Source organism: Paenibacillus sp. Marseille-Q4541 (assembly GCF_018310695.1).
In the GTDB taxonomy this organism is placed as follows: domain Bacteria; phylum Bacillota; class Bacilli; order Paenibacillales; family Paenibacillaceae; genus Paenibacillus.
The window spans coordinates 65,924-84,338 of sequence record NZ_JAGXCY010000005.1 but is presented as its reverse complement, the minus strand read 5'-3'; the positions used below and the strand labels follow the sequence as shown (position 1 = coordinate 84,338).

19 protein-coding genes are annotated in these 18,415 nt (G+C 41.9%); 5 read left to right on the top strand and 14 right to left on the bottom strand.

Annotated features, from left to right (window positions below; all coding sequences use genetic code 11):
• Positions 1-93: 93 nt before the first annotated feature.
• Complete coding sequence (locus KFT32_RS08285) at positions 94-1,170, bottom strand: undecaprenyldiphospho-muramoylpentapeptide beta-N-acetylglucosaminyltransferase (protein WP_211746678.1); 1,077 nt, start codon at positions 1,168-1,170, stop codon at positions 94-96.
• 97 nt (positions 1,171-1,267) lie between these two features.
• Here KFT32_RS08285 and KFT32_RS08280 point away from each other — a divergent pair, with 97 nt between their 5' ends.
• The 4 genes from KFT32_RS08280 to KFT32_RS08265 all read left to right on the top strand — a co-directional run bounded on the left by KFT32_RS08280 (position 1,268) and on the right by KFT32_RS08265 (position 6,414).
• Positions 1,268-2,464 carry a MalY/PatB family protein gene (locus KFT32_RS08280; RefSeq protein WP_211746677.1) on the top strand — a complete coding sequence of 399 codons (1,197 nt, stop codon included), beginning with the start codon at positions 1,268-1,270 and terminating at the stop codon, positions 2,462-2,464.
• Between the two features lie 397 nt (positions 2,465-2,861).
• The gene (locus KFT32_RS08275) at positions 2,862-3,824 is read left to right on the top strand and encodes an ABC transporter permease subunit (RefSeq protein ID WP_211746676.1); all 963 of its coding nucleotides are present in this window, start codon (positions 2,862-2,864) and stop codon (positions 3,822-3,824) included.
• A gap of 15 nt (positions 3,825-3,839) precedes the next feature.
• Positions 3,840-4,709, top strand: coding sequence for a carbohydrate ABC transporter permease (locus tag KFT32_RS08270; protein ID WP_211746675.1), 870 nt, complete (start codon positions 3,840-3,842; stop codon positions 4,707-4,709).
• A gap of 70 nt (positions 4,710-4,779) precedes the next feature.
• On the top strand, positions 4,780-6,414 hold the full coding sequence (locus KFT32_RS08265) for a type 2 periplasmic-binding domain-containing protein (protein ID WP_211746674.1): 1,635 nt from the start codon (positions 4,780-4,782) through the stop codon (positions 6,412-6,414).
• Positions 6,415-6,476: 62 nt separating this feature from the next.
• Here KFT32_RS08265 and KFT32_RS08260 read toward each other — a convergent pair whose 3' ends face one another.
• The 4 genes from KFT32_RS08260 to KFT32_RS08245 all read right to left on the bottom strand — a co-directional run bounded on the left by KFT32_RS08260 (position 6,477) and on the right by KFT32_RS08245 (position 10,227).
• Positions 6,477-7,124, bottom strand: a complete 648-nt coding sequence (locus KFT32_RS08260) for a hypothetical protein (protein ID WP_211746673.1) — start codon at positions 7,122-7,124, stop codon at positions 6,477-6,479.
• A gap of 125 nt (positions 7,125-7,249) precedes the next feature.
• Positions 7,250-8,707, bottom strand: a complete 1,458-nt coding sequence (locus KFT32_RS08255) for an N-acetylmuramoyl-L-alanine amidase family protein (protein ID WP_249435751.1) — start codon at positions 8,705-8,707, stop codon at positions 7,250-7,252.
• A 207-nt stretch (positions 8,708-8,914) separates the two neighbouring features.
• A complete protein-coding gene (locus KFT32_RS08250) occupies positions 8,915-9,337 on the bottom strand; it encodes a VanZ family protein (protein WP_211746671.1) in 423 nt (140 codons plus the stop codon).
• Positions 9,338-9,357: 20 nt separating this feature from the next.
• A complete protein-coding gene (locus KFT32_RS08245; RefSeq protein ID WP_211746670.1) occupies positions 9,358-10,227 on the bottom strand; it encodes a GNAT family N-acetyltransferase in 870 nt (289 codons plus the stop codon).
• Positions 10,228-10,405: 178 nt separating this feature from the next.
• Here KFT32_RS08245 and KFT32_RS08240 point away from each other — a divergent pair, with 178 nt between their 5' ends.
• Positions 10,406-11,833 (top strand): amino acid permease, encoded by a 1,428-nt coding sequence (locus tag KFT32_RS08240; protein ID WP_211746669.1) that lies wholly within the window; start codon positions 10,406-10,408, stop codon positions 11,831-11,833.
• Here KFT32_RS08240 and KFT32_RS08235 read toward each other — a convergent pair.
• The 9 genes from KFT32_RS08235 to KFT32_RS27425 form a co-directional block, all read right to left on the bottom strand.
• Positions 11,814-12,446 (bottom strand): LysE family transporter, encoded by a 633-nt coding sequence (locus KFT32_RS08235; RefSeq protein WP_211746668.1) that lies wholly within the window; start codon positions 12,444-12,446, stop codon positions 11,814-11,816. The genes KFT32_RS08240 and KFT32_RS08235 overlap by 20 nt on opposite strands.
• A 106-nt stretch (positions 12,447-12,552) precedes the next feature.
• Positions 12,553-13,041 (bottom strand): NUDIX domain-containing protein, encoded by a 489-nt coding sequence (locus KFT32_RS08230; RefSeq protein WP_211746667.1) that lies wholly within the window; start codon positions 13,039-13,041, stop codon positions 12,553-12,555.
• A 176-nt stretch (positions 13,042-13,217) separates the two neighbouring features.
• A complete protein-coding gene (locus KFT32_RS08225) occupies positions 13,218-13,436 on the bottom strand; it encodes a hypothetical protein (protein WP_211746666.1) in 219 nt (72 codons plus the stop codon).
• A 175-nt stretch (positions 13,437-13,611) separates the two neighbouring features.
• A complete protein-coding gene (locus KFT32_RS08220) occupies positions 13,612-14,394 on the bottom strand; it encodes a Cof-type HAD-IIB family hydrolase (RefSeq protein WP_211746665.1) in 783 nt (260 codons plus the stop codon).
• A gap of 71 nt (positions 14,395-14,465) precedes the next feature.
• Positions 14,466-15,122: a ribonuclease H gene (gene rnhA / locus KFT32_RS08215; RefSeq protein WP_211746664.1), complete on the bottom strand. Its 657-nt coding sequence runs from the start codon at positions 15,120-15,122 to the stop codon at positions 14,466-14,468.
• Positions 15,123-15,259: 137 nt separating this feature from the next.
• Positions 15,260-15,961 (bottom strand): SAM-dependent methyltransferase, encoded by a 702-nt coding sequence (locus KFT32_RS08210; protein ID WP_211746663.1) that lies wholly within the window; start codon positions 15,959-15,961, stop codon positions 15,260-15,262.
• A gap of 241 nt (positions 15,962-16,202) precedes the next feature.
• Positions 16,203-16,679, bottom strand: a complete 477-nt coding sequence (locus KFT32_RS08205; RefSeq protein ID WP_211746662.1) for an NUDIX domain-containing protein — start codon at positions 16,677-16,679, stop codon at positions 16,203-16,205.
• 69 nt (positions 16,680-16,748) lie between these two features.
• Positions 16,749-17,585: an inositol monophosphatase family protein gene (locus KFT32_RS08200; RefSeq protein WP_349304881.1), complete on the bottom strand. Its 837-nt coding sequence runs from the start codon at positions 17,583-17,585 to the stop codon at positions 16,749-16,751.
• 335 nt (positions 17,586-17,920) lie between these two features.
• Positions 17,921-18,253 (bottom strand): SdpI family protein, encoded by a 333-nt coding sequence (locus KFT32_RS27425; RefSeq protein WP_211746661.1) that lies wholly within the window; start codon positions 18,251-18,253, stop codon positions 17,921-17,923.
• Positions 18,254-18,415 lie beyond the last annotated feature (162 nt).

The window sequence follows — 18,415 nt, the reverse complement described above, 5'->3', positions numbered from 1 at the left end:
TCCCCTCGCAAGAAAAATAGATTCAGATAGATGATACCTCTGACTTATTCGGCAAAATACAAGAAAACCCCTGCTTTTCCATAAAAATATGGGTTAGGCTAAACGCGAACTTTCTATGATTTTGATGATTTCTGCCACAGCATCTTGTCTCTCATATTCCAGCATCCTCGATTGAATCTTTTCTTTATTTTGATCAAGTAAAAGAATGGATTGTAACAAAGTCTCTTCTGATAAATCCTCCTCTAATAAAACTTTTGCATATCCCGATGTCTCAAAAGATCTTGCATTCAAGAGCTGGTCTCCCCTGCTAACTTTCTCGGATAAAGGAATGAGCAGCATTGGTTTGTTCAGGGACAAAAATTCAAATATCGCATTCGAGCCTGCCCTAGAGATCACCAGATCCGCAAGAGCAAGTACATCTGGAAGCTCCTTCTGTAAATACTCAAACGCCTTGTATCCTTTTATCGAATTCATTCCTTCGTTCACTTGTCCTTTGCCGCAGAGATGTACAATCTGATACGTTTCCGTAAGCTTGGATACAATGACTTGGACAGTATCATTCATCTTTTTGGCACCAAGGCTTCCTCCCATAAACAGAAGGACAGGTTTCCCTTCTTCAAACCCGAGCCACCGTCTGGCTCGCTCCTTGTCCCCTTGCCGGAGTTCATCTCTGACGACCGCTCCTACATGGATAGCCTTCTTGCCTTTCAAATGTCCAGCGGCTTCCTGAAATGTTGTACAAATATGCGTAGCAAATGGAAGCGCGATTTGGTTCGCAAGACCAGGGGTTAGGTCAGATTCATGAATGACAACGGGTATTTTTCGCATCCAAGCTGCCAGAACAACAGGTACCGACACAAATCCACCTTTGGAGAATACAATCGAGGGCTTTACTTCTCCTAGGTATCGATAGGCCTCACCTACTCCCTTTAGTACTCGCAAGGGATCTTTCAAATTCTGAATACTGAGGTAACGACGCAGCTTTCCTGTTGCGATTCCTTTATAAGTTACACCTTCCACAGACTGAACCAGCTCTTTTTCGATCCCATCCCTGGAACCAATATAATGAACTGCATCCCCTTTTTGCAGAAAATATGGGATGAGTGCCAAATTCACTGTCACATGCCCGGCAGATCCACCTCCGGTAAAAACAATCTTTCTATGTTTCACCTATGCCTCACTCCTGTCACATTGCGTAAAATCCTACTTTATTAGATAATAATTACTGTTCGTGCTGTTTATTTATTGTTTCGGAGGAAACCAAATTATGGATACAAACAAAAATAACAAGGATCACCCGCTTCATCGCCTTATTAACCGTAAAGAGACACGTTCTGTAAAATGGGATGGGATTCAATCCCTTTTTGGTGTTGAGGAAGCAATCCCTCTATGGGTCGCAGATATGGACTTTACCGCGCCGGAGCCCGTACTACGTGCTGTTCGAGAAGTCGTTGATCATGGAATACTCGGGTATGCAACGCCTAGCAATTCCTTTCAGCAGTCCATTGCAGACTGGATGCAAAAACGTCATGGCTGGAATGTAAGTCCAGAATGGCTTGTGTATACACCTGGTATCGTACCGGCCCTGAATATGGCTGTTGAAGCCTTTACAGAGCCCGGCGATCACATTATTATCCAGCCTCCTGTTTACGGGCCATTTCATAAGCTTGCTTCAAATCATGGAAGAGAGCTCGTATTAAATCCGTTACTATATGATCAGCTCCATTATAAAATGGATCTAGCGCATTTGGAACAAGTAGCGCAGCATGAAAAAGCGAAACTGCTCGTTCTATGCAGCCCTCATAACCCGGTTGGGCGTGTGTGGAGCCAAGAAGAACTGCAAGGCGTTATGGAGATCGCTGTCAAGCACAATCTAATTGTTATTTCTGATGAGATCCACGCCGACCTCGTGTTCAAGAGTGGTCTTCATACTCCTTACGCTATGATATCAGAAGAAGCGAAGATGCATTCCATGATCTGTACTGCGGCAAGCAAAACGTTCAATATCGCAGGTTTGCATACGTCTAACGTAGTCATTGCAAGTGATGAGCTTCGTCAAAAGTTCAAGAAAGTGCTAGATAAGAATGCCCTCTCTTCCATGAATATTTTCGGTATTGCTGCAACAGAAGCGGCTTACCGTGAAGGAGAACCTTGGCTGACAGATACACTCGAATATATCTATGACAATATGGTGTATGTGGCCGATTATATTCAAACGAATCTCCCTGAATTAAAAGTCGTCATTCCCGAATCTACCTATCTGCTGTGGATTGACTTCCGGGAATTACAAATGCCACATAAAGAGCTGTATCAATTCCTGCTTCATAAAGCCGGTCTTGTCTTTAGCAGCGGTACCGATTTTGGAGAACATGGGGAAGGCTTTATGCGCATGAATGTGGCTTGCCCTAAAAGTTTGCTTGAAGAAGCGATGCACAAATTAAAAGAGGCTTTACAGGCTCGTTAGACCCATCTGAATTATTCAATAAAAAGAGTGGAAATCCGTCGCATGACGAATCTCCACTCTTTTTTATTTGTTTTTTCTTTTTTTCGGACATTTTATTTTACATTCTTCTTATGCTAAATATCACTTTTTTGCGATCATTTCACTATTTTGCACTCTTGATAATTAAGAAATACCTTTAAAAAACACTGTTTTTTAAACATTTCAATGTAGAATTTAGATAAATGTAAAACATAGAAATCTAAAGTAAATAAAATACATTAAAAATAAAGATTGACAATGAAAGCGCTTATTCAGTAGTATTTTGTTTACAACACAGACATTCACAGATGTTCACAGATATTTTAAAAGTGTTCATATCAAATTCATCATATGCACTTGAAGGGGAGGAATCAAAACCATGGGAATGAATAATCCCTTGGCTGTGAAACAGGCTGTTCGAAGTAAAGGAACCTTGCATTTTCTAAAAAGAGAATGGCACCGTAATAAGTACATTTATTTAATGCTCATTCCTGTCCTAGCGTACTATCTTATTTTTTGTTACGGACCCATGTATGGGATCCTCTTATCATTTCAGAGCGGCTATAGCCCGGCAAAAGGCATCATGGGCGGGAACTGGATCGGTTTTGATAACTTCACCATGTTCTTTGAAAGCTATAATTTCTGGAGACTGATGAGCAATACCCTTATTCTTAGCGTGCTGAGTCTCGTCATCGGTTTTCCTGCTCCTATTATTTTGGCTCTTCTGCTGCATGAAGTACGGAACAAGTATTTTAAAAGCGCCGTACAAACCGTCAGCTACCTTCCTCACTTTATTTCCGTGGTTGTTGTTGTTGGTATGCTGAAAACTTTCTCATCTCTTGACGGGGGATTATTTAATATCTTCCGTGGATTTTTCGGCTACGAGCCCATGATGTTTTTTACCGATAAAGACATGTTTCGTCCTATGTACATCCTCTCCAACGTATGGCAAGGCGCAGGATGGGCCTCTATTCTATTCCTTGCAGCACTTGCCGGCATTAATAGTGAGCAGTATGAAGCAGCCAAAATGGACGGCGCAGGTCGATGGAAACAATTATTGCATATTACGCTGCCCGGCATTATGCCTACTATCATCATTTTGCTAATCTTGCGGATGGGCAGTATTATGAATGCCGATTTCCAGAAAATTTTGCTTATGCAAACCGCAGCTACTTACGAAACATCCGATGTTATCTCCACTTTTGTATATAGGCAAGGGATGCTTCTTGGTGATCAGGCCTACTCGACTGCAATTGGTTTGTTTAACTCCGTGATCAATTTTGCCTTACTGCTTGGTGCCAATTACATCAGCCGGAAAGCAAATGAAACCAGTCTGTGGTAGAGAGGTGAACATAATATGAAAAAATCCGTTGGCGAAAATGTATTCGACGTTGTGAATTACTTGCTGCTGATTCTAGTCGTGCTGCTATGTGCTTACCCTATGCTTTACATTTTCAACTCTTCTATCAGTGATCCGCAGCAGTTGTTAGCCAGTCGGTCACTTATGCTGCTCCCTGAAGGATTCTCTGTAGAAGCCTACTCTAAAGTATTCCAGAATCCCAAAATATACAGCGGCTACATGAACACGTTGTTCTATGTCATTGTCGGTACGGCTGTGAACTTGCTAATGACCACACTTGCAGCCTATGCACTCTCCAGGCCAGATCTGTACGGGCGCAGCTTCTTCATGAAGCTGATTACCTTTACGATGTTTTTTGGCGGCGGGATGATCCCTACCTTCTTGCTGATTCAAAACTTAGGTCTCCTGGATACGAGACTGGCCATGATTTTGCCTGCAGCGATTAGCACGTTCAACTTTATCATCATGCGAACGAATTTTATGAGTATCCCACTTGCCTTAATTGAGTCAGCCAAAATCGATGGTGCGAATGACTTTCGGATTTTGTTTCAGATCGTCGTCCCCTTGTCCAAACCCATTCTGGCAGTAATGACACTTTATTACGCCGTGGATCACTGGAACGATTTTATGGGCCCTCTTTTGTACTTAAGATCTCAAGATCTATATCCGATTCAAATCGTTCTTCGAGATATTTTGCTCAGTAATAGTACCGAGGCCATGGGGTCTGCGAACGATACCGGGTTTGCGATAGGAGAAAACATCAAGTATGCCACGATCATTGTCTCCACACTTCCGATTCTACTCGTATATCCTTTTATTCAGCGGTATTTTGTTCAAGGTGCACTCATTGGAGCCATTAAAGAATAGAGCCAGGTACTTGCATTGTTCATTTGGTGCAGGTACTGCTTTATCCTATAGATTGTTAAGGAGGGTTTATATGAAAAAGAGGGTCATATCGTTAATGCTTGGGATGGTATTGACAACAGGGTTACTTGCTGGATGTAATGGTTCGAATGGTACTGAAGGTCCAAAGCCTGAAGAAGGCGAGCAGGCTATTACAGAGATTTCGCTACCGATAGTAACAGAACCACTGACGATCAACTACTGGAGAGCTAATGATGGAAAGATTGCTTCAGGCAATGGATTTTCCGATGTAAAAGCTTATCAAGAGAAAGAAAAACGTACCGGTATAAAAGTGAACTTCACTCATCCTCCGCTCGGTCAACAGAAGGATCAGTTTAATCTTCTTGTCACCGGTAACGAGCTTCCTGATATTATTTATTACAACTGGGCTGATGTATCCGGCGGACCAGAAAAGTTACTCGCTGATGGACGAATTGTAAGACTGAATGAATATATCGATCTCTACGCTCCAAACTTGAAGAAAATCATCGCCGAAGATGAAGAAGTTCGTAAGCAAATTTCTCTTGATGACGGTACGATCTTTATGTTCCCTTACTTGCGTACAGATGCAGTTAAACTGAATGCGACAACAGGGTTGATTCTTCGCCAGGATTGGCTTGATAAACTAAGCCTGAAAGCGCCTACAACAATTGACGAGTGGTACACTGTACTTAAAGCATTTAGAGAACAAGATCCAAATGGTAACGGTAAAAAAGATGAACTTCCTTTTACAGCCAACTGGGGTCCGGGCAACATGAGCAAATTGCTTGATTTCACTCCTGCCTTTGGTGTTCTCGGCTCCTTTCAGCTGAACGGCGATACTGTGGAATTCGGTCCTATTCAACCAGGGTATAAAGATTTCGTAACGACAATGAGAAAATGGTATGAAGAAGGTCTTATCGATCCTGAAGTCATGACCAACGATGGTAAAGCTTTTGATTACAAAATTACGAATAATCAAGCTGGTTCCTACTATGGCGGTGTCTTTAGCGGGATGGCGAAATATCTTAATATGATGGCGGAAAAAGATCCTAACTTCAATCTAGTCGGAGCTCCTTGGACTAAAGACAAGGACGGTGTATCCAGAAGTACATTCCGGTTTGATACCAAAGTGTTAACTTACGGTGAAGCCATCACTTCTTCTGTTGACAAAGATAAGCTGAAAGCGATCGTTCAGTGGATGGACTATAACTACAGTCCTGAAGGTCATGATCTCTTCAATTTTGGGATTGAGAATGAAAGCTATACCCGAAATGGTGATTCCATTGCATTTACAGACACCATTCTTAAAAACCCAAATGGCCTCACTTATGATCAGGCACTTGCTGGCTATGCCTTATCCATTATGGATGGGCCTATGAATCAAGATACTCGTTACCTCGATGCACTGATGACGTTTGACCAGCAGAAAGAAGCGAATAAGCTGTGGATGGAAGCAGATTATTCTAAAGCCTTGCCAACCCTTCGCAAAACGGAAGATGAAGCACGAAAAGAAGCACAAATTATGGGTCAGGTAAATACCTATATCGATGAAATGCTTACTAAATTCGTTCTAGGTTCTGAGCCACTCACCAGTTATGATACGTTTGTAGAAACGATTAAAGGAATGGGCATTGAAGAAGTAACTAAAATTTACCAAGATGCTTACGATCGTTACCAAGCTCGTTAATAACCATAAAAAAGAGAGTGAAGCCCAAGAAAAAACCTTGGCTCACTCTCTTTTTTTATATTTTATGAATGATAAGTTTCTTCTACTAGGGAGCTAAAAAAACGAATGTATTCTTCAACCAGCCCAGACATCAGTTCAGCAGATTTTCTCGGATCTGATATTTCTAGACCATGGCCCGCTTCAGGTACCTTATAGATCTTCAGATCAGGACAGGAAACAAGCTTCGCTCTGCTCTCTTCACTGAACAAAGAATCCTTGGTCCCGTAAATAACCATTCCAGCAGAATGCTGCATATACGTTAATGTACTATCGAGCGGTGTTAGATACAGATGACGAATGTTGCGATTAGAGAGATGCTTCGCTGTATATCCGGCGAGCAAGGTACCGAGACTCTTACTTACAAAAACAAGCTGCTCATACCCCTCACTCCAGCGTCTAACGGTCTGCAATACTTCATCTTCAAGGATAGAACGATGTTCTCTTTCCAGTGCCACACGCGCACTCTGGTATCCATACTCCAGGATCAGGGCATCCATACCCTGAGAGGTAGCACTTTGAACAGCGTAGTGCAGAACAGGCAGTTCGCAAGAATAATTTTGCCCAGGAAAGAAAACCACGAGCGTATTGGAACCTTGTGTAATATGTCTTAAGCGAACGTCATGTCCCCAAAAGGATTCTTCATAGATCAAATGATGTTCCAAGAACTGCACCTCTCCTCCTTGTGTAATCTATTTCATTATATAGGAAACCGGAAAATTATAGTAAATTAATTGATGGATTAAAAAAAGACCGTTTATTAAGACCCACTAAGTGGAAATCAATAAACGGTCATTCATTATAAGTTCAAGTATTCTTTAATACCATCAACAATGCCTTGAGCGACTTTATTCTGAAAATCTTCTTTAAACATGGCCGCTTCTTCTGCTTTATTGGATAGGAATCCAATTTCAAGCAGTGCAGCTGGCATCTTCGTATTTCTTAATACCGACAAGGAACCCTCTTTTACTTTTCGATCTTTAAAGCCAGTTGCACTTACCAAATGCTTGTGAATAATCGAAGCTAACGCTTTATCTTGCTTCTTGTAATAATAAGTCTCCGTTCCACTCGCAGATGCAGCAGCTGAATTGGCATGGATAGAGATGAAGACGTCTGCACCCAAATCGTTTGCAATTTTAGCCCGATCAGTAAGGGTAACAAAAGTATCATCATTTCTCGTAAGAATGACATCTACTCCTGACTCTTTTTTCAGTAGTTGCTCTACTTTCAGAATTAGACTAAGGTTCAAATCCTTCTCCAATTTGCCTCCGGCACCCACTGCGCCTGAATCATGATCTCCATGACCCGCATCGAGGACAATGATTTTCTTCCCACCTCCACCCACAGGAGGTGTTGTTGTAGGTGGGGTTGTTCCCGGTTCACTTGGATTTGGTGCAGGCGTCGTATCTGTATTCAAATCCACCATCAACAGGCCTGTCCCTTCTTGTGTCACATTGTATCCAGAAGCTTGATTCAAATCGATAACAATGCGCACCGTCGAAGGTTTGTCACTAAAGAGCGAGTATCTGATCTGCGATACCACCGGGTATCCTGTCACTTGTAATTTTCCTGATCCTTGCTGATTCAGATCTTGTCCAAAAGTAGTACTGAATTTCGTATTAGGAATATCAACGACGATTCGATCTGGACCTGTCATGGTAAACACTTTAGGTGTTACTTTGCCACTAGCAGCAATAAGAAGACGATTCTCGCTAAAGCTTATTCCGCTGACTTCCGTTAAGCCGCTAGGATTCGTTACAGAACCTCCATCGCCTTCATCCGGGTTGTTAGAGCCCGCTGGAGGTTGACTTCCTGATCCTGATCCGCTTTCATCTTGCAGATAAACGGTCTTCGTCGTATTATTCCAGCTTACCTTCATACCGAACTGTTCACCGACAAAGCGCAAAGGTACTAAAGTAGTTCCACTTCGAAGTATTGGCGCATTATCCAGCTTCACTGAACTATTATCTACGGTAGCATTTTTATCATTTACGACCATTTTAATAGAAGAGCCATTTTGTTGAATTGTAACTGTCCCTGTTTTTTGTTCCCACTTTACGGCATAGCCAAGTTCTTCTGCCACCATTCGGATCGGAATCATGACTGAACCTTGCACAATCTCGACTTTTGCATCCCCCGTCGTACCAAGCTGCTTATCATTTAGATAAATTTTAGCTTGTCCACCATCTGCATGACTGAGTCCAGGAATCACCCACAACCCTACAAACAACAACATGAATAGAACAATCTTCTTCAAACTCTCACACATCCTTTTGGTCGTCTAGTAAACTCACCGGCATCCTACATTTTTTTACATTCATACTATAATGAACGCGAAATTCCTATAATAGTTGCGACTTAGTGACCTTTTCTTTTCCAATCTGTCATAAAAATGAACCCAAAATTCCCATCTTTATATCGGTTTCTGCACCTTTTTTCTGAATAGATAAATTATTGTCGTAATCTAAACCTCTGCATTTAGCCTTTGGCGAAAAATGATATATCCTATCGATCCGCCTATTACATTCAGCAGAAGATCATCAATATCTCCCGTTCCTACTCTTAGTATGGTTTGCAAACATTCTAGTAGAAAGATAAAGCAGACAAAGAACAATATAAACTTTCCATAAGACCATGGGCGAAACATCGAAGCTGGAAGAAGATAACCGAGCGGAATAAAAACAGCGATATTTCCAATGAGATTTATTGCTGTGTCTACCATATTGCCTGGACCAAGGTTCCTCACATAGGCTGAGACGGTATGTAATGGAATCAGATTATAACGATAGTTGCTATGAACAGAGCGATGAAACCCAGCAAACATAAAATATGCCAACATTACCAGGTAAAGAAAGAGTATACATCGAATGAAAGTTTGTCTCTGCATGCACTACGCCTCCTTTCTCTCTATAAGAGACCATTAAGAGGCTCAAGGCTGCTCCATGTGGATCTTGTGTAGCCGAGCTGCATTCCAGCACGCTGCATGTTGCGGAAACTCGAAGATAGGTACGTGGCTTGTCCTACAATGAGAGAGCATCCAGCCTGAACTGCATCATTCATTCTCCGCTCGATGAGCAGCGACTGAATTCCTCTGTTTCGATAGGATGGCAATGTGGCTGCAAAAGTTAGTGAAGCCGTATCTCCTTTTATATATGATGCTGCTGAACCAACTGGTTCATTGTTCACATATGCTACGTAATATTTCCAGCCCTGTCTTCCATGAAGGATACGATTGTTATCTGCAACATGCTGTTTACCAGAGATCGGTAAGCCTGTACCCAAACAGTGGACAGTGGCATAATCATCAAATTGATCTAGATGAATTTCTTTAATTTGTAATACTTCCTTTTGTAATAACTCCTTGTGCAAAGAACGCTTTGGAAACTCATAAGTTCGATCTTCTTCAGCACATACAGCGTACAAAGTAGAGTGAAAGGAAGATTGGAAAAATCCGTGCCCAGCAAGAGATTTCAACAAAGTTGGTTCTGACTTGAAAGGCGTTAACTCCATATGCGGATTACGATCTCTTGAACGATAGAAGTCAATAATTTCGGTAAGATGGGGCTCCTCTTGCAGGCCAATCCCTTTCACTGTATTAAACTGCGGCCAAGGCATCTCCCTACTATAAAAAGCGACAGCTTCTCCAAAAAAACGAATCTCGATTCCCATTGGATTTCCCTGACGTTCCTCGATTGCCCTCATTCGGTCTGTCATATATTCGATTTCGGAACGTTCCAAGCGCTCGGCAACAGGTACATCCAATACATGTCTCCGCATGTTCTGACACCTTCCTCTTTTTTCTGCTCACTTTCGCCTTTGTTCTATCATAGTCCAAGACCAATATTTTGCCAATTCTTTCTAAACATTTTATAACAAAATATGTATGTATCATTTTATGTCGCCTTTCTTATATTAATCTAGATGAAAATATGACATGAATGAGGTACAAACAAAGATGGGCAATAATAAAATTCATAATATTACCTCTCAAAATAAAGGGGATCTGAAATGGTGGCAGCTTTCTCTTCTTGGCGTCGCATGTACGATTGGGACAGGCTATTTTTTAGGTTCTGCTCTTGCCATACAAGTAGGCGGACCTTCCGTTTTGCTCACTTTTTTGCTAGCTGCCTTAGGTACTTACTGTGTGTTTAATGCACTCGCCAGCATGACTGCTGCTTCTCCGGAACAAGGTTCATTTCGGTCCTATGCCAAACAAGCCTACGGACGATGGGCAGGCTTTAGCAGCGGATGGGGCTATTTTTCTTCGGAACTGCTCATCATGGGGAGTCAACTGACAGCCTTATCCCTCTTCACAAGGTTATGGTTTCCTGGAATCCCCATGTGGGTGTTTGCAGCTGGATATGCACTGCTTGGACTCATCGTCATTATGATAGGCAATAAGTTGTTTGATCCGCTGGAAAGTGCCGCAGCCATTATTAAAATTGCAGCGATCTTCATGTTCATCGCGCTTGGAGCAGCTGGATTATTTGGCTGGTTATCCGGCGGTATCAAACCGAATGCTCCGCTCTCCATTCAAGCCTTATTCCCTTCAGGGATAACTGGCGCATGGTCAGCCTTACTCTTCTCCTTCTACGCTTATGGAGGAGTGGAAGTGATGGGACTGATGGCCGTTCGCCTGAAGCAGCCACAAGAGGCTCCCAAAGCCGGCAGAATTATGATTATTTTGCTTGCCGTGATCTATATCGTGTCTTTATTTCTTGTTGTTACTATTGCTCCTTGGCAAAGTTATGGAACCAAAGAAAGTCCTTTTGTGCAGGCTCTGGCAACCTATAAACTGCCTTTTATTCCCCACCTGTTCAACGGTGTGCTTATTGTAGCCGGATTTTCAACGATGGTTGCATCTCTCTATGCTGTTACAACCATGCTGGTCACCCTTGCTCAAGACAAAGACGCCCCTCCCCTTTTCGCTAGAAAAGTGAAGGAACGCTTCCCAATTTATGCGTATGGATTAAACGCAGTGTTACTTATCATCTCTATTGTGACAGCACTGCTCGTGCCCGAAACCATCTATGAGTATATTACAACCGCTGCAGGGCTTATGCTGCTGTACAACTGGTCCTTTATTCTTGTTACATCAGGCAAACTATTACAAATGACGACGTTTGGGAAAGTCAAAAAATATACGGGTCTTACTCTAATTCTGCTGGCTGTAACAGGAACACTGTTTCATAAAGCGAGCAGACCGGGATTTTGGATCAGTTTTCTGTTCATTGCTTGTATTGGCATAGTGACCTTGTATATGCAGAAAAAGGTATGGAAATCAGGTGGGAACAAACGAGTAAAACCTGACCGAAAACTCATCCAAAATTTAAAGTTAAACAGGCATCGCTTTCCTGGAACCGTCAAAAAAATAAAACCTTAATTGCCTGTATACCAAAATGCAGCCCAAAGCCAAGTAAGGAAAGTCCAGAAACGACAGAAATGGTTTTTAAAAGAACAGGACTCAGATAACGGCGAAAGAAACTGGACATCGTGGCGACCGTCAGGTCCCACATAAAGATACCAAGCAGGATAGCGGAGCTAAATACGATGAGATGCCATAAACTGCCTGAGCCGGTTTCTTTGGCAAGAACCGATCCGTATATACCAAGCCAGAAGAGGATCGACATCGGATTAAACAGTGACATCCAGAAGCCGGACAAAAATGATTTACCCAAAGGCTCTCTTTCATTGAGCTCCGTCTCCTTAATCTGACCACGACTCAGAATACTCTCTATTCCTGTGTAGGTAAGTACAAAAAAACCAAACAACCATAGAAATGTTTGAATAAACGGGGCCTCCAGGAAATGAACCACTCCTAAATAAACTAGAAGCATGTACACCATATCAGCGAGCACAGCGCCAAGTCCAAAAAACCAGGAATGAAAAAAACCACGCCTGATGCCAATATTGAGCTGTGCCGCATTCAGTGGACCGATGGGTGCAGCAAGAGATACGCCCAGCAGTATGTATCCCAGAAAAACACTTGTAATCATAACGCCTCCTCCTCCTTGAATAAAAAGACAACCCTTAGTTCATCTTATTCAGTAGAGAAGGCATGTACGACAGAAAAAGAAAGGCGCAGAACATTCGGGGGGACACTTAATCCCGGACAACTCTGTGCTTTAAGTAGTATTTAAGGCCAGCACGGTCTACATCACTGAACTGCAGCGGATCTTGTTCCATCATGGCACGAAGACTTTGCACCGTTTTCCATACGGCTCCCGTAGTTTCATCACCTTGTTCGAGCAACTTCCCTTCCGCTTTACATATAAAATACATACCAATGGAATCAATAGGACCTTTCAATGTCTGATACACACAAAAAGGCTCGATACATTCGACCTCGAAATCCGGGTTGATACCTGATGTATCTATCCTTTTGGAAGCGCCCTCAATGCGGTTAACAAGGAGTCCGGTTTCTTCTTCCACTTCCCTGATTAACGCTTTGTGTACAGACTCATATTGCTCAATCCGTCCTCCTGGAAGTTCCAGAGATTCCTCCCCTGGCTTATTACGTGTTTGAATGACCAGCTCTGTTCCTTGTTTACCTTCTCTTTCTATAAAAGCTCTCGCATTAACATAAAACATGGACGTCCCTCCTCACAGGAAAACTCCCGATTCATCTTACGGTTCTCAAGTACCAACAGGTTGGTGTCTGCATCTTTCCTAAACACAGCCTCCGAGGATCGAATTTCCTCCTTATCGTTCACTGCAAAACTCGCTATTTCTCTAGGTACGTTCATATATTTTACTGCTTTATTGCCTTATACAAACACAAACATGCTGTAATGATCTGAATACCTGATGGAATCTGGTATCTTGCTGATCCGAGTAAATAAGGCCAGTTCCAATTGATCTCTATTTGCATTTCTGAACTGTTGTTCCATTTGATCATTCAGGTATTCCTGAGGCTGAACCAGTTTATCTTGTAGAAAAAAGCATAGGCACACTACCAATAATACCATATATATCCGTTTTTTCATGTTTTGGTTCTCCTGTTCTGTATTTTTTTATGTGAATCTATATACAAGACAGAAGTCCTTTTAAAAAAATAGCAAAAAAGGATGATCTGCAGATCATCCCTTTGTAAACATTGTGTATTTTAACTGAATGGATTATCAAGACATATAAATTTCGACTTATGAACCCATATTTCTGTTACAGCAGGCCAGCATACTCCAGCCCTTTGCGAATTCCGCTTTCATCTACGGAGCTTGTAACATGTTTCGCATATGATTTAACTTCATCGTTGGCATTTCCCATTGCGATCCCTAGTCCCACATAAGACAGCATTTCCACATCATTGAGCCCATCTCCAAAAGCAACAACTTCATCTTTTGTAATACCCAAGTGCTTGATCACCGCTTCAATACCTTTTGCCTTGGATCCACCAGCAGGAATTACATCCATTGCATAGGGATGCCATCTAACGAACTGAAGATCTTGAAAACCGGATTCCTCCGAAGTGTACAGATGTTCCTCATGCTCCTGACAATAGAGCAGCGCTTGATAGATCGGCGCTTCCTTCCAGTAAGAAGTTCGATAACCCGGGACCTCGACACGAAGGGTTTGGAAAGATTCTGCAATAAAGTCATGAAGCTCCACGTTCGAAAAGCTCGCCTCTGCTCCTTGCATTACAATCGGATGATTGTGGCTTAGAGCCGTATTCTCCAGTTTCTCCATTGTAGAAGTAGCAATGGAAGCCTCATAGACTGGCTTTCCTTTATAGACCACATAAGACCCGTTCAGACAGATGAATGAATCAAGGTCAAGCTGAGATAAATATTTTGTAATATAGTAGGGTGCTCTTCCCGTCGCAATAAACACATCGATCCCACGTGCTTTCAGCTGGTTTACAGCTTCTACTGCGTCTTGTGGAATGACCTTCTCATCATTCACTAACGTTCCATCGATATCAAAAAATACAGCTTTATACGTCATAATCAATTCCCTCCATTATCTCAATCCATGTCACGATCTCTTTAACATTCTCCAGTATGGTCCGTGTACATTTACTTTCTTCCGTAATCTGCTTTGATTTCTCCCCATAGCTTTGTTTGCCATTTCACGATTTTGTTACGATACGTATGGGTTCTGAGCCATTCTTCCGCACGATCTACCAATTCCCAAATTTGACGGGTTGAAGCATCCTTTTTGAGTGTGGTGGCCGCTTTTTTCTGTCTAACCCATTTCATTGCATTAACGGAATCGCTATAAATCGTCTTGTCGCTTCCTTGCTCTTGAAGGTAGGCTAGCGCATGAACTATGGCAAGAAATTCACCGATATTGTTGGTACCATTAGGAATAGGTCCGACACTGAACAACACTTCTCCTGTCTTCGTATCAACACCCTTATACTCCATAGGTCCTGGATTCCCTCTGGTTCCCACGTCAACCGATATGCTGTTGTAGTCTACTGGTTCAATCGAATCCGTAGTTGCAGCAGCTACCTTACGGAAGCTGGAACTTCCTGCAGACTTCTGTGATCCGCCTTGACCCCAGTAGCCCTTCCAGCCGGTAGTATAGGCTTTTTCCGCTTCGGCTTTGGATTCGAAGGCTTTATATTTGGCACCATTGACCCCGTTTACCTGCTGCTGGCATGCTGGCCAACTTGTATAAATTCCGGGAGTCTTGCCTTCCCAAACCACATAATACTTTTGCTTTGCCATATTCCCTGATTCCCTCCATACATACCATTCACATTACTTTCTACAATACCTTTTCAAAGGAAAAGATGCAAAGTCATCTGATGTTCTCTCATAAAAAAACACCTGAATATAAAGGTTCAGGTGTCGTCATATTTTAACTATTCATTTGCATTCGTTAGGCTCAGCATATGAACCGCACCCCGCTGAAACTCATACGAAATAGGAATAATTTCTGATTTCCAGCCCATCTGCTTCGCATAATTTATGATCGTTTCAACTAGAAAAGACCTGTCTCCATCCAGTTGTGTAATAGGATATATTCGAATCTCTTGTCTAGCTACGCGCATTAGCTCCGTGAGGGTTGCTAGATGAAACGCCTGAGAAAGTCTATCGCTGTACATAAACAAAAAATGGGCCGATAATACAAGATCAAACTGCTGATCCGTAAATGGCAGGCTAGGAAGCTCAGTCTCTACGTAGCAGTTCGGATGTTCAATCATATCATGGGTACAGAGTTCAAGAGCTTCATTTCGATGTACAGAGAGCTCTTGCAAATCCGAGAAATAGCTCCATACATAGCGATCTTTCACTTTGGACATTTGATCAATGGCATGATCTATATCGCGTTTCCCCTTCTCGTATAGCTCTTGAGATGGATAAGCATAAGCTATGTCCGCCGAAACGACCCGTCCTCCCTGACTGTTAGCCGTAGCCGTAAAAGAACAAGCTCCTCCTGGACAATCCAAAATCCGCAGCGACGCTATTTCTTCCGGTGTAATGTGGAACATGGAACAGTACTCCTCGAAAGTACGTCCAATAAAAATAATTCGATCCAGTTCAAGCCCTTTTTTGACTTCCATCCTATTCTCAGCTCACTCTCATTAAAATGAATACCACTCTACTCTACTCAGCTCAGCTCTCCTATATTTATGGATTCAAGACGTGAAGCTATTATCTTATTTCTTCATTCTTATAACAATTCCTGTAAATATGACTAATTCTCTCTAACGAAAAAAGTCCTTCTCCCTCATATATATAAGGGAGAAGGACTTGATAACGCTCTGCTCAATTTCTAATAACACATGAAGCTTAAGGGTACCCCTAGCTCACGATGTGCTTTACACCCTTACCTACTTCAAGCACATGCAGTTCAGGAACTACAAATCCCGGAACGACCAGGTGCTGATCAAGGAGATGCAGATCAATCCATTTATATATGTAGTTCTTATTTGTGCCCAAGAACTCACTATCTTTCTTGAAGATTGGGTGTGGATAGGGGAGTTCAAGAACAAAAAACATTCCCGTCTCATGCACCCGCATGTTAGGACCCAACGGCAATTCGACGATATTCTCAATCATCCATACTTGTTGCTCACTAATTACAGGTACACCCAGCTGTTCATATATCATTTTGGCAATCGTATATTCAGGTGTATCTTCTGCTTCGACACTGCCTCCAGGCAAAAACCAATACGGCTGATTTTGTTCTCGTTGTAACAAAATTTTGCCATCCTGAATAATTATCCCCCCTGTAGTTGTGTGATACTCGATGGATTCATGGTTGTAGGATATCATCATCACTATTCCTCCTTAAATACAGTCCAATGCTCATTTTACTTTTATCTTGTATACACTAAATCACTTCATTCAATTGGCAGGTCCAGAAATAGCTTCCCCTAATCCTTCTCTTACCATGTTCATAAAATAGTCAAGCTTATGTGGGTGGCAAGCGATGAGGTAAGGAGCCGATTCCATCTCCTTAAAAGGATGTCCATCATACTGAACAACAACGCCACCTGCTTCCTGAACCATCAAAATTCCGGAATACAGATCCTCTCCTTCTGAGTTGTACAATATAATTGCATCTAGCTGTCCTCTTGCCAGCATTGTCCACTGCAAGGTTGGTGCGAATAGACGCATCATCCGTCTCGTATGTATATCCACGTGTTGTCTTAACCGAACGGCTCTGTCGTCATTTTGCACTATATGGCCTTGAATCCACCCTACCGTAGCTTTTGTAAACGTTCTTGCTTCTTCTCCCATGTGTACTAGCACATCATTACACGTTGCACCCTGATTGCGAATAGAAACATATAGACGATCTACCATGGGCTCATAAATAACAGCTAACATAGGTTTTTTCTGAAACAATAACGTAATTGAACAAGAAAAAACCGGAAGCCCAATCGCATAATTATTCGTCCCATCGAGCGGATCAACCATCCACAACCAGTCGCAGATTAGTTTATTGTTGCCACTTTCCTCTGAAATCAGCTGATGATCGGGAAATGCCTGCTTGATTCTGCTCAATATGACCTTTTCCGCAAGCAAATCTACATAAGTAACAATATCGCCATGTTCGTCTTTTGCTTCTGCTGTCACATTTTTGTCAAAATGTTCGCGGATGATAGCTCCGGCTTCCTGTGCTGCTAGGATTGCCACCTTACGTGCCTGCTGCATGACTTTTTCATCCATATAATTCATGCAAACCTCATTTCATCACCATATTAGAAATCGCGATTAGTTTACTTATCATATCAATATTTCTATACATAAATGAACAAAATTCAACGTCAGTACTATAATAACAAGCTTCGCGATCAAATAGTTTGATTTTCGAAAGATTTTTTTTACGAATTTCAATTTTCCTCCTGAAATAATCTATATTATGTTTTTTATGGATAAAAAAAGAAGCTAAGTGGAGTACAAAGCTTCTTTTTCGCATTTATTAAATACATACATTAAAATTAAACATTATATAAATGTTCGTATTTAGATGAATTTCAGTTATAAAATGAAAGCGATTTTATACATACGCTTCATTCTAACTCCTTCAGCCTTCGCTCTACCATTACATATAATAAAAGATGCACCGTCAGGAATACACCTACCAAAATCCCTAGACCTTGTATATCCTGAACAAACTTAGCTACGATAAATCCGATGAAAATAAAAAAAATCCCTACGTAGATCATCCACATCGCACTATAACGATTGGCTTCTTCCCACATTCGCTGACTGCTCATTGAACGATTTGTACGATACCCGTAAAAGCTGTTTATTTTTTTCGGAGGTTTCCATTTCATTGCCACACCGATGATAACGAAAACGATCCCTACAAAGCTGAACACTACCAAATTATCCAAATCCATAGGTTCCCCTCCTCAATCCAACTTTACGATCATCTGATCACACTTCGGAATTCCTTTTCATTTGGTAGAAGATCTAGCATTAAACTTCTTGTTCATACATGATGATAACGCATATCTAGAACACCGTCATCCCCCATCGTCGCAATCAGATTATCCTCTACT

Coding starts and splice junctions, on each gene's coding strand:
- KFT32_RS08225 (WP_211746666.1), bottom strand. CDS start 13,436: ATGAAAAAACGGATATATATGGTATTATTGGTAGTGTGCCTATGCTTT.
- KFT32_RS08210 (WP_211746663.1), bottom strand. CDS start 15,961: ATGGAAGTCAAAAAAGGGCTTGAACTGGATCGAATTATTTTTATTGGA.
- rnhA (WP_211746664.1), bottom strand. CDS start 15,122: ATGGCAAAGCAAAAGTATTATGTGGTTTGGGAAGGCAAGACTCCCGGA.
- KFT32_RS08270 (WP_211746675.1), top strand. CDS start 3,840: ATGAAAAAATCCGTTGGCGAAAATGTATTCGACGTTGTGAATTACTTG.
- KFT32_RS08265 (WP_211746674.1), top strand. CDS start 4,780: ATGAAAAAGAGGGTCATATCGTTAATGCTTGGGATGGTATTGACAACA.
- KFT32_RS08200 (WP_349304881.1), bottom strand. CDS start 17,585: ATGAATTATATGGATGAAAAAGTCATGCAGCAGGCACGTAAGGTGGCA.
- KFT32_RS08205 (WP_211746662.1), bottom strand. CDS start 16,679: ATGATGATATCCTACAACCATGAATCCATCGAGTATCACACAACTACA.
- KFT32_RS27425 (WP_211746661.1), bottom strand. CDS start 18,253: ATGGATTTGGATAATTTGGTAGTGTTCAGCTTTGTAGGGATCGTTTTC.
- KFT32_RS08240 (WP_211746669.1), top strand. CDS start 10,406: ATGGGCAATAATAAAATTCATAATATTACCTCTCAAAATAAAGGGGAT.
- KFT32_RS08235 (WP_211746668.1), bottom strand. CDS start 12,446: ATGATTACAAGTGTTTTTCTGGGATACATACTGCTGGGCGTATCTCTT.
- KFT32_RS08250 (WP_211746671.1), bottom strand. CDS start 9,337: ATGCAGAGACAAACTTTCATTCGATGTATACTCTTTCTTTACCTGGTA.
- KFT32_RS08230 (WP_211746667.1), bottom strand. CDS start 13,041: ATGTTTTATGTTAATGCGAGAGCTTTTATAGAAAGAGAAGGTAAACAA.
- KFT32_RS08280 (WP_211746677.1), top strand. CDS start 1,268: ATGGATACAAACAAAAATAACAAGGATCACCCGCTTCATCGCCTTATT.
- KFT32_RS08245 (WP_211746670.1), bottom strand. CDS start 10,227: ATGCGGAGACATGTATTGGATGTACCTGTTGCCGAGCGCTTGGAACGT.
- KFT32_RS08220 (WP_211746665.1), bottom strand. CDS start 14,394: ATGACGTATAAAGCTGTATTTTTTGATATCGATGGAACGTTAGTGAAT.
- KFT32_RS08275 (WP_211746676.1), top strand. CDS start 2,862: ATGGGAATGAATAATCCCTTGGCTGTGAAACAGGCTGTTCGAAGTAAA.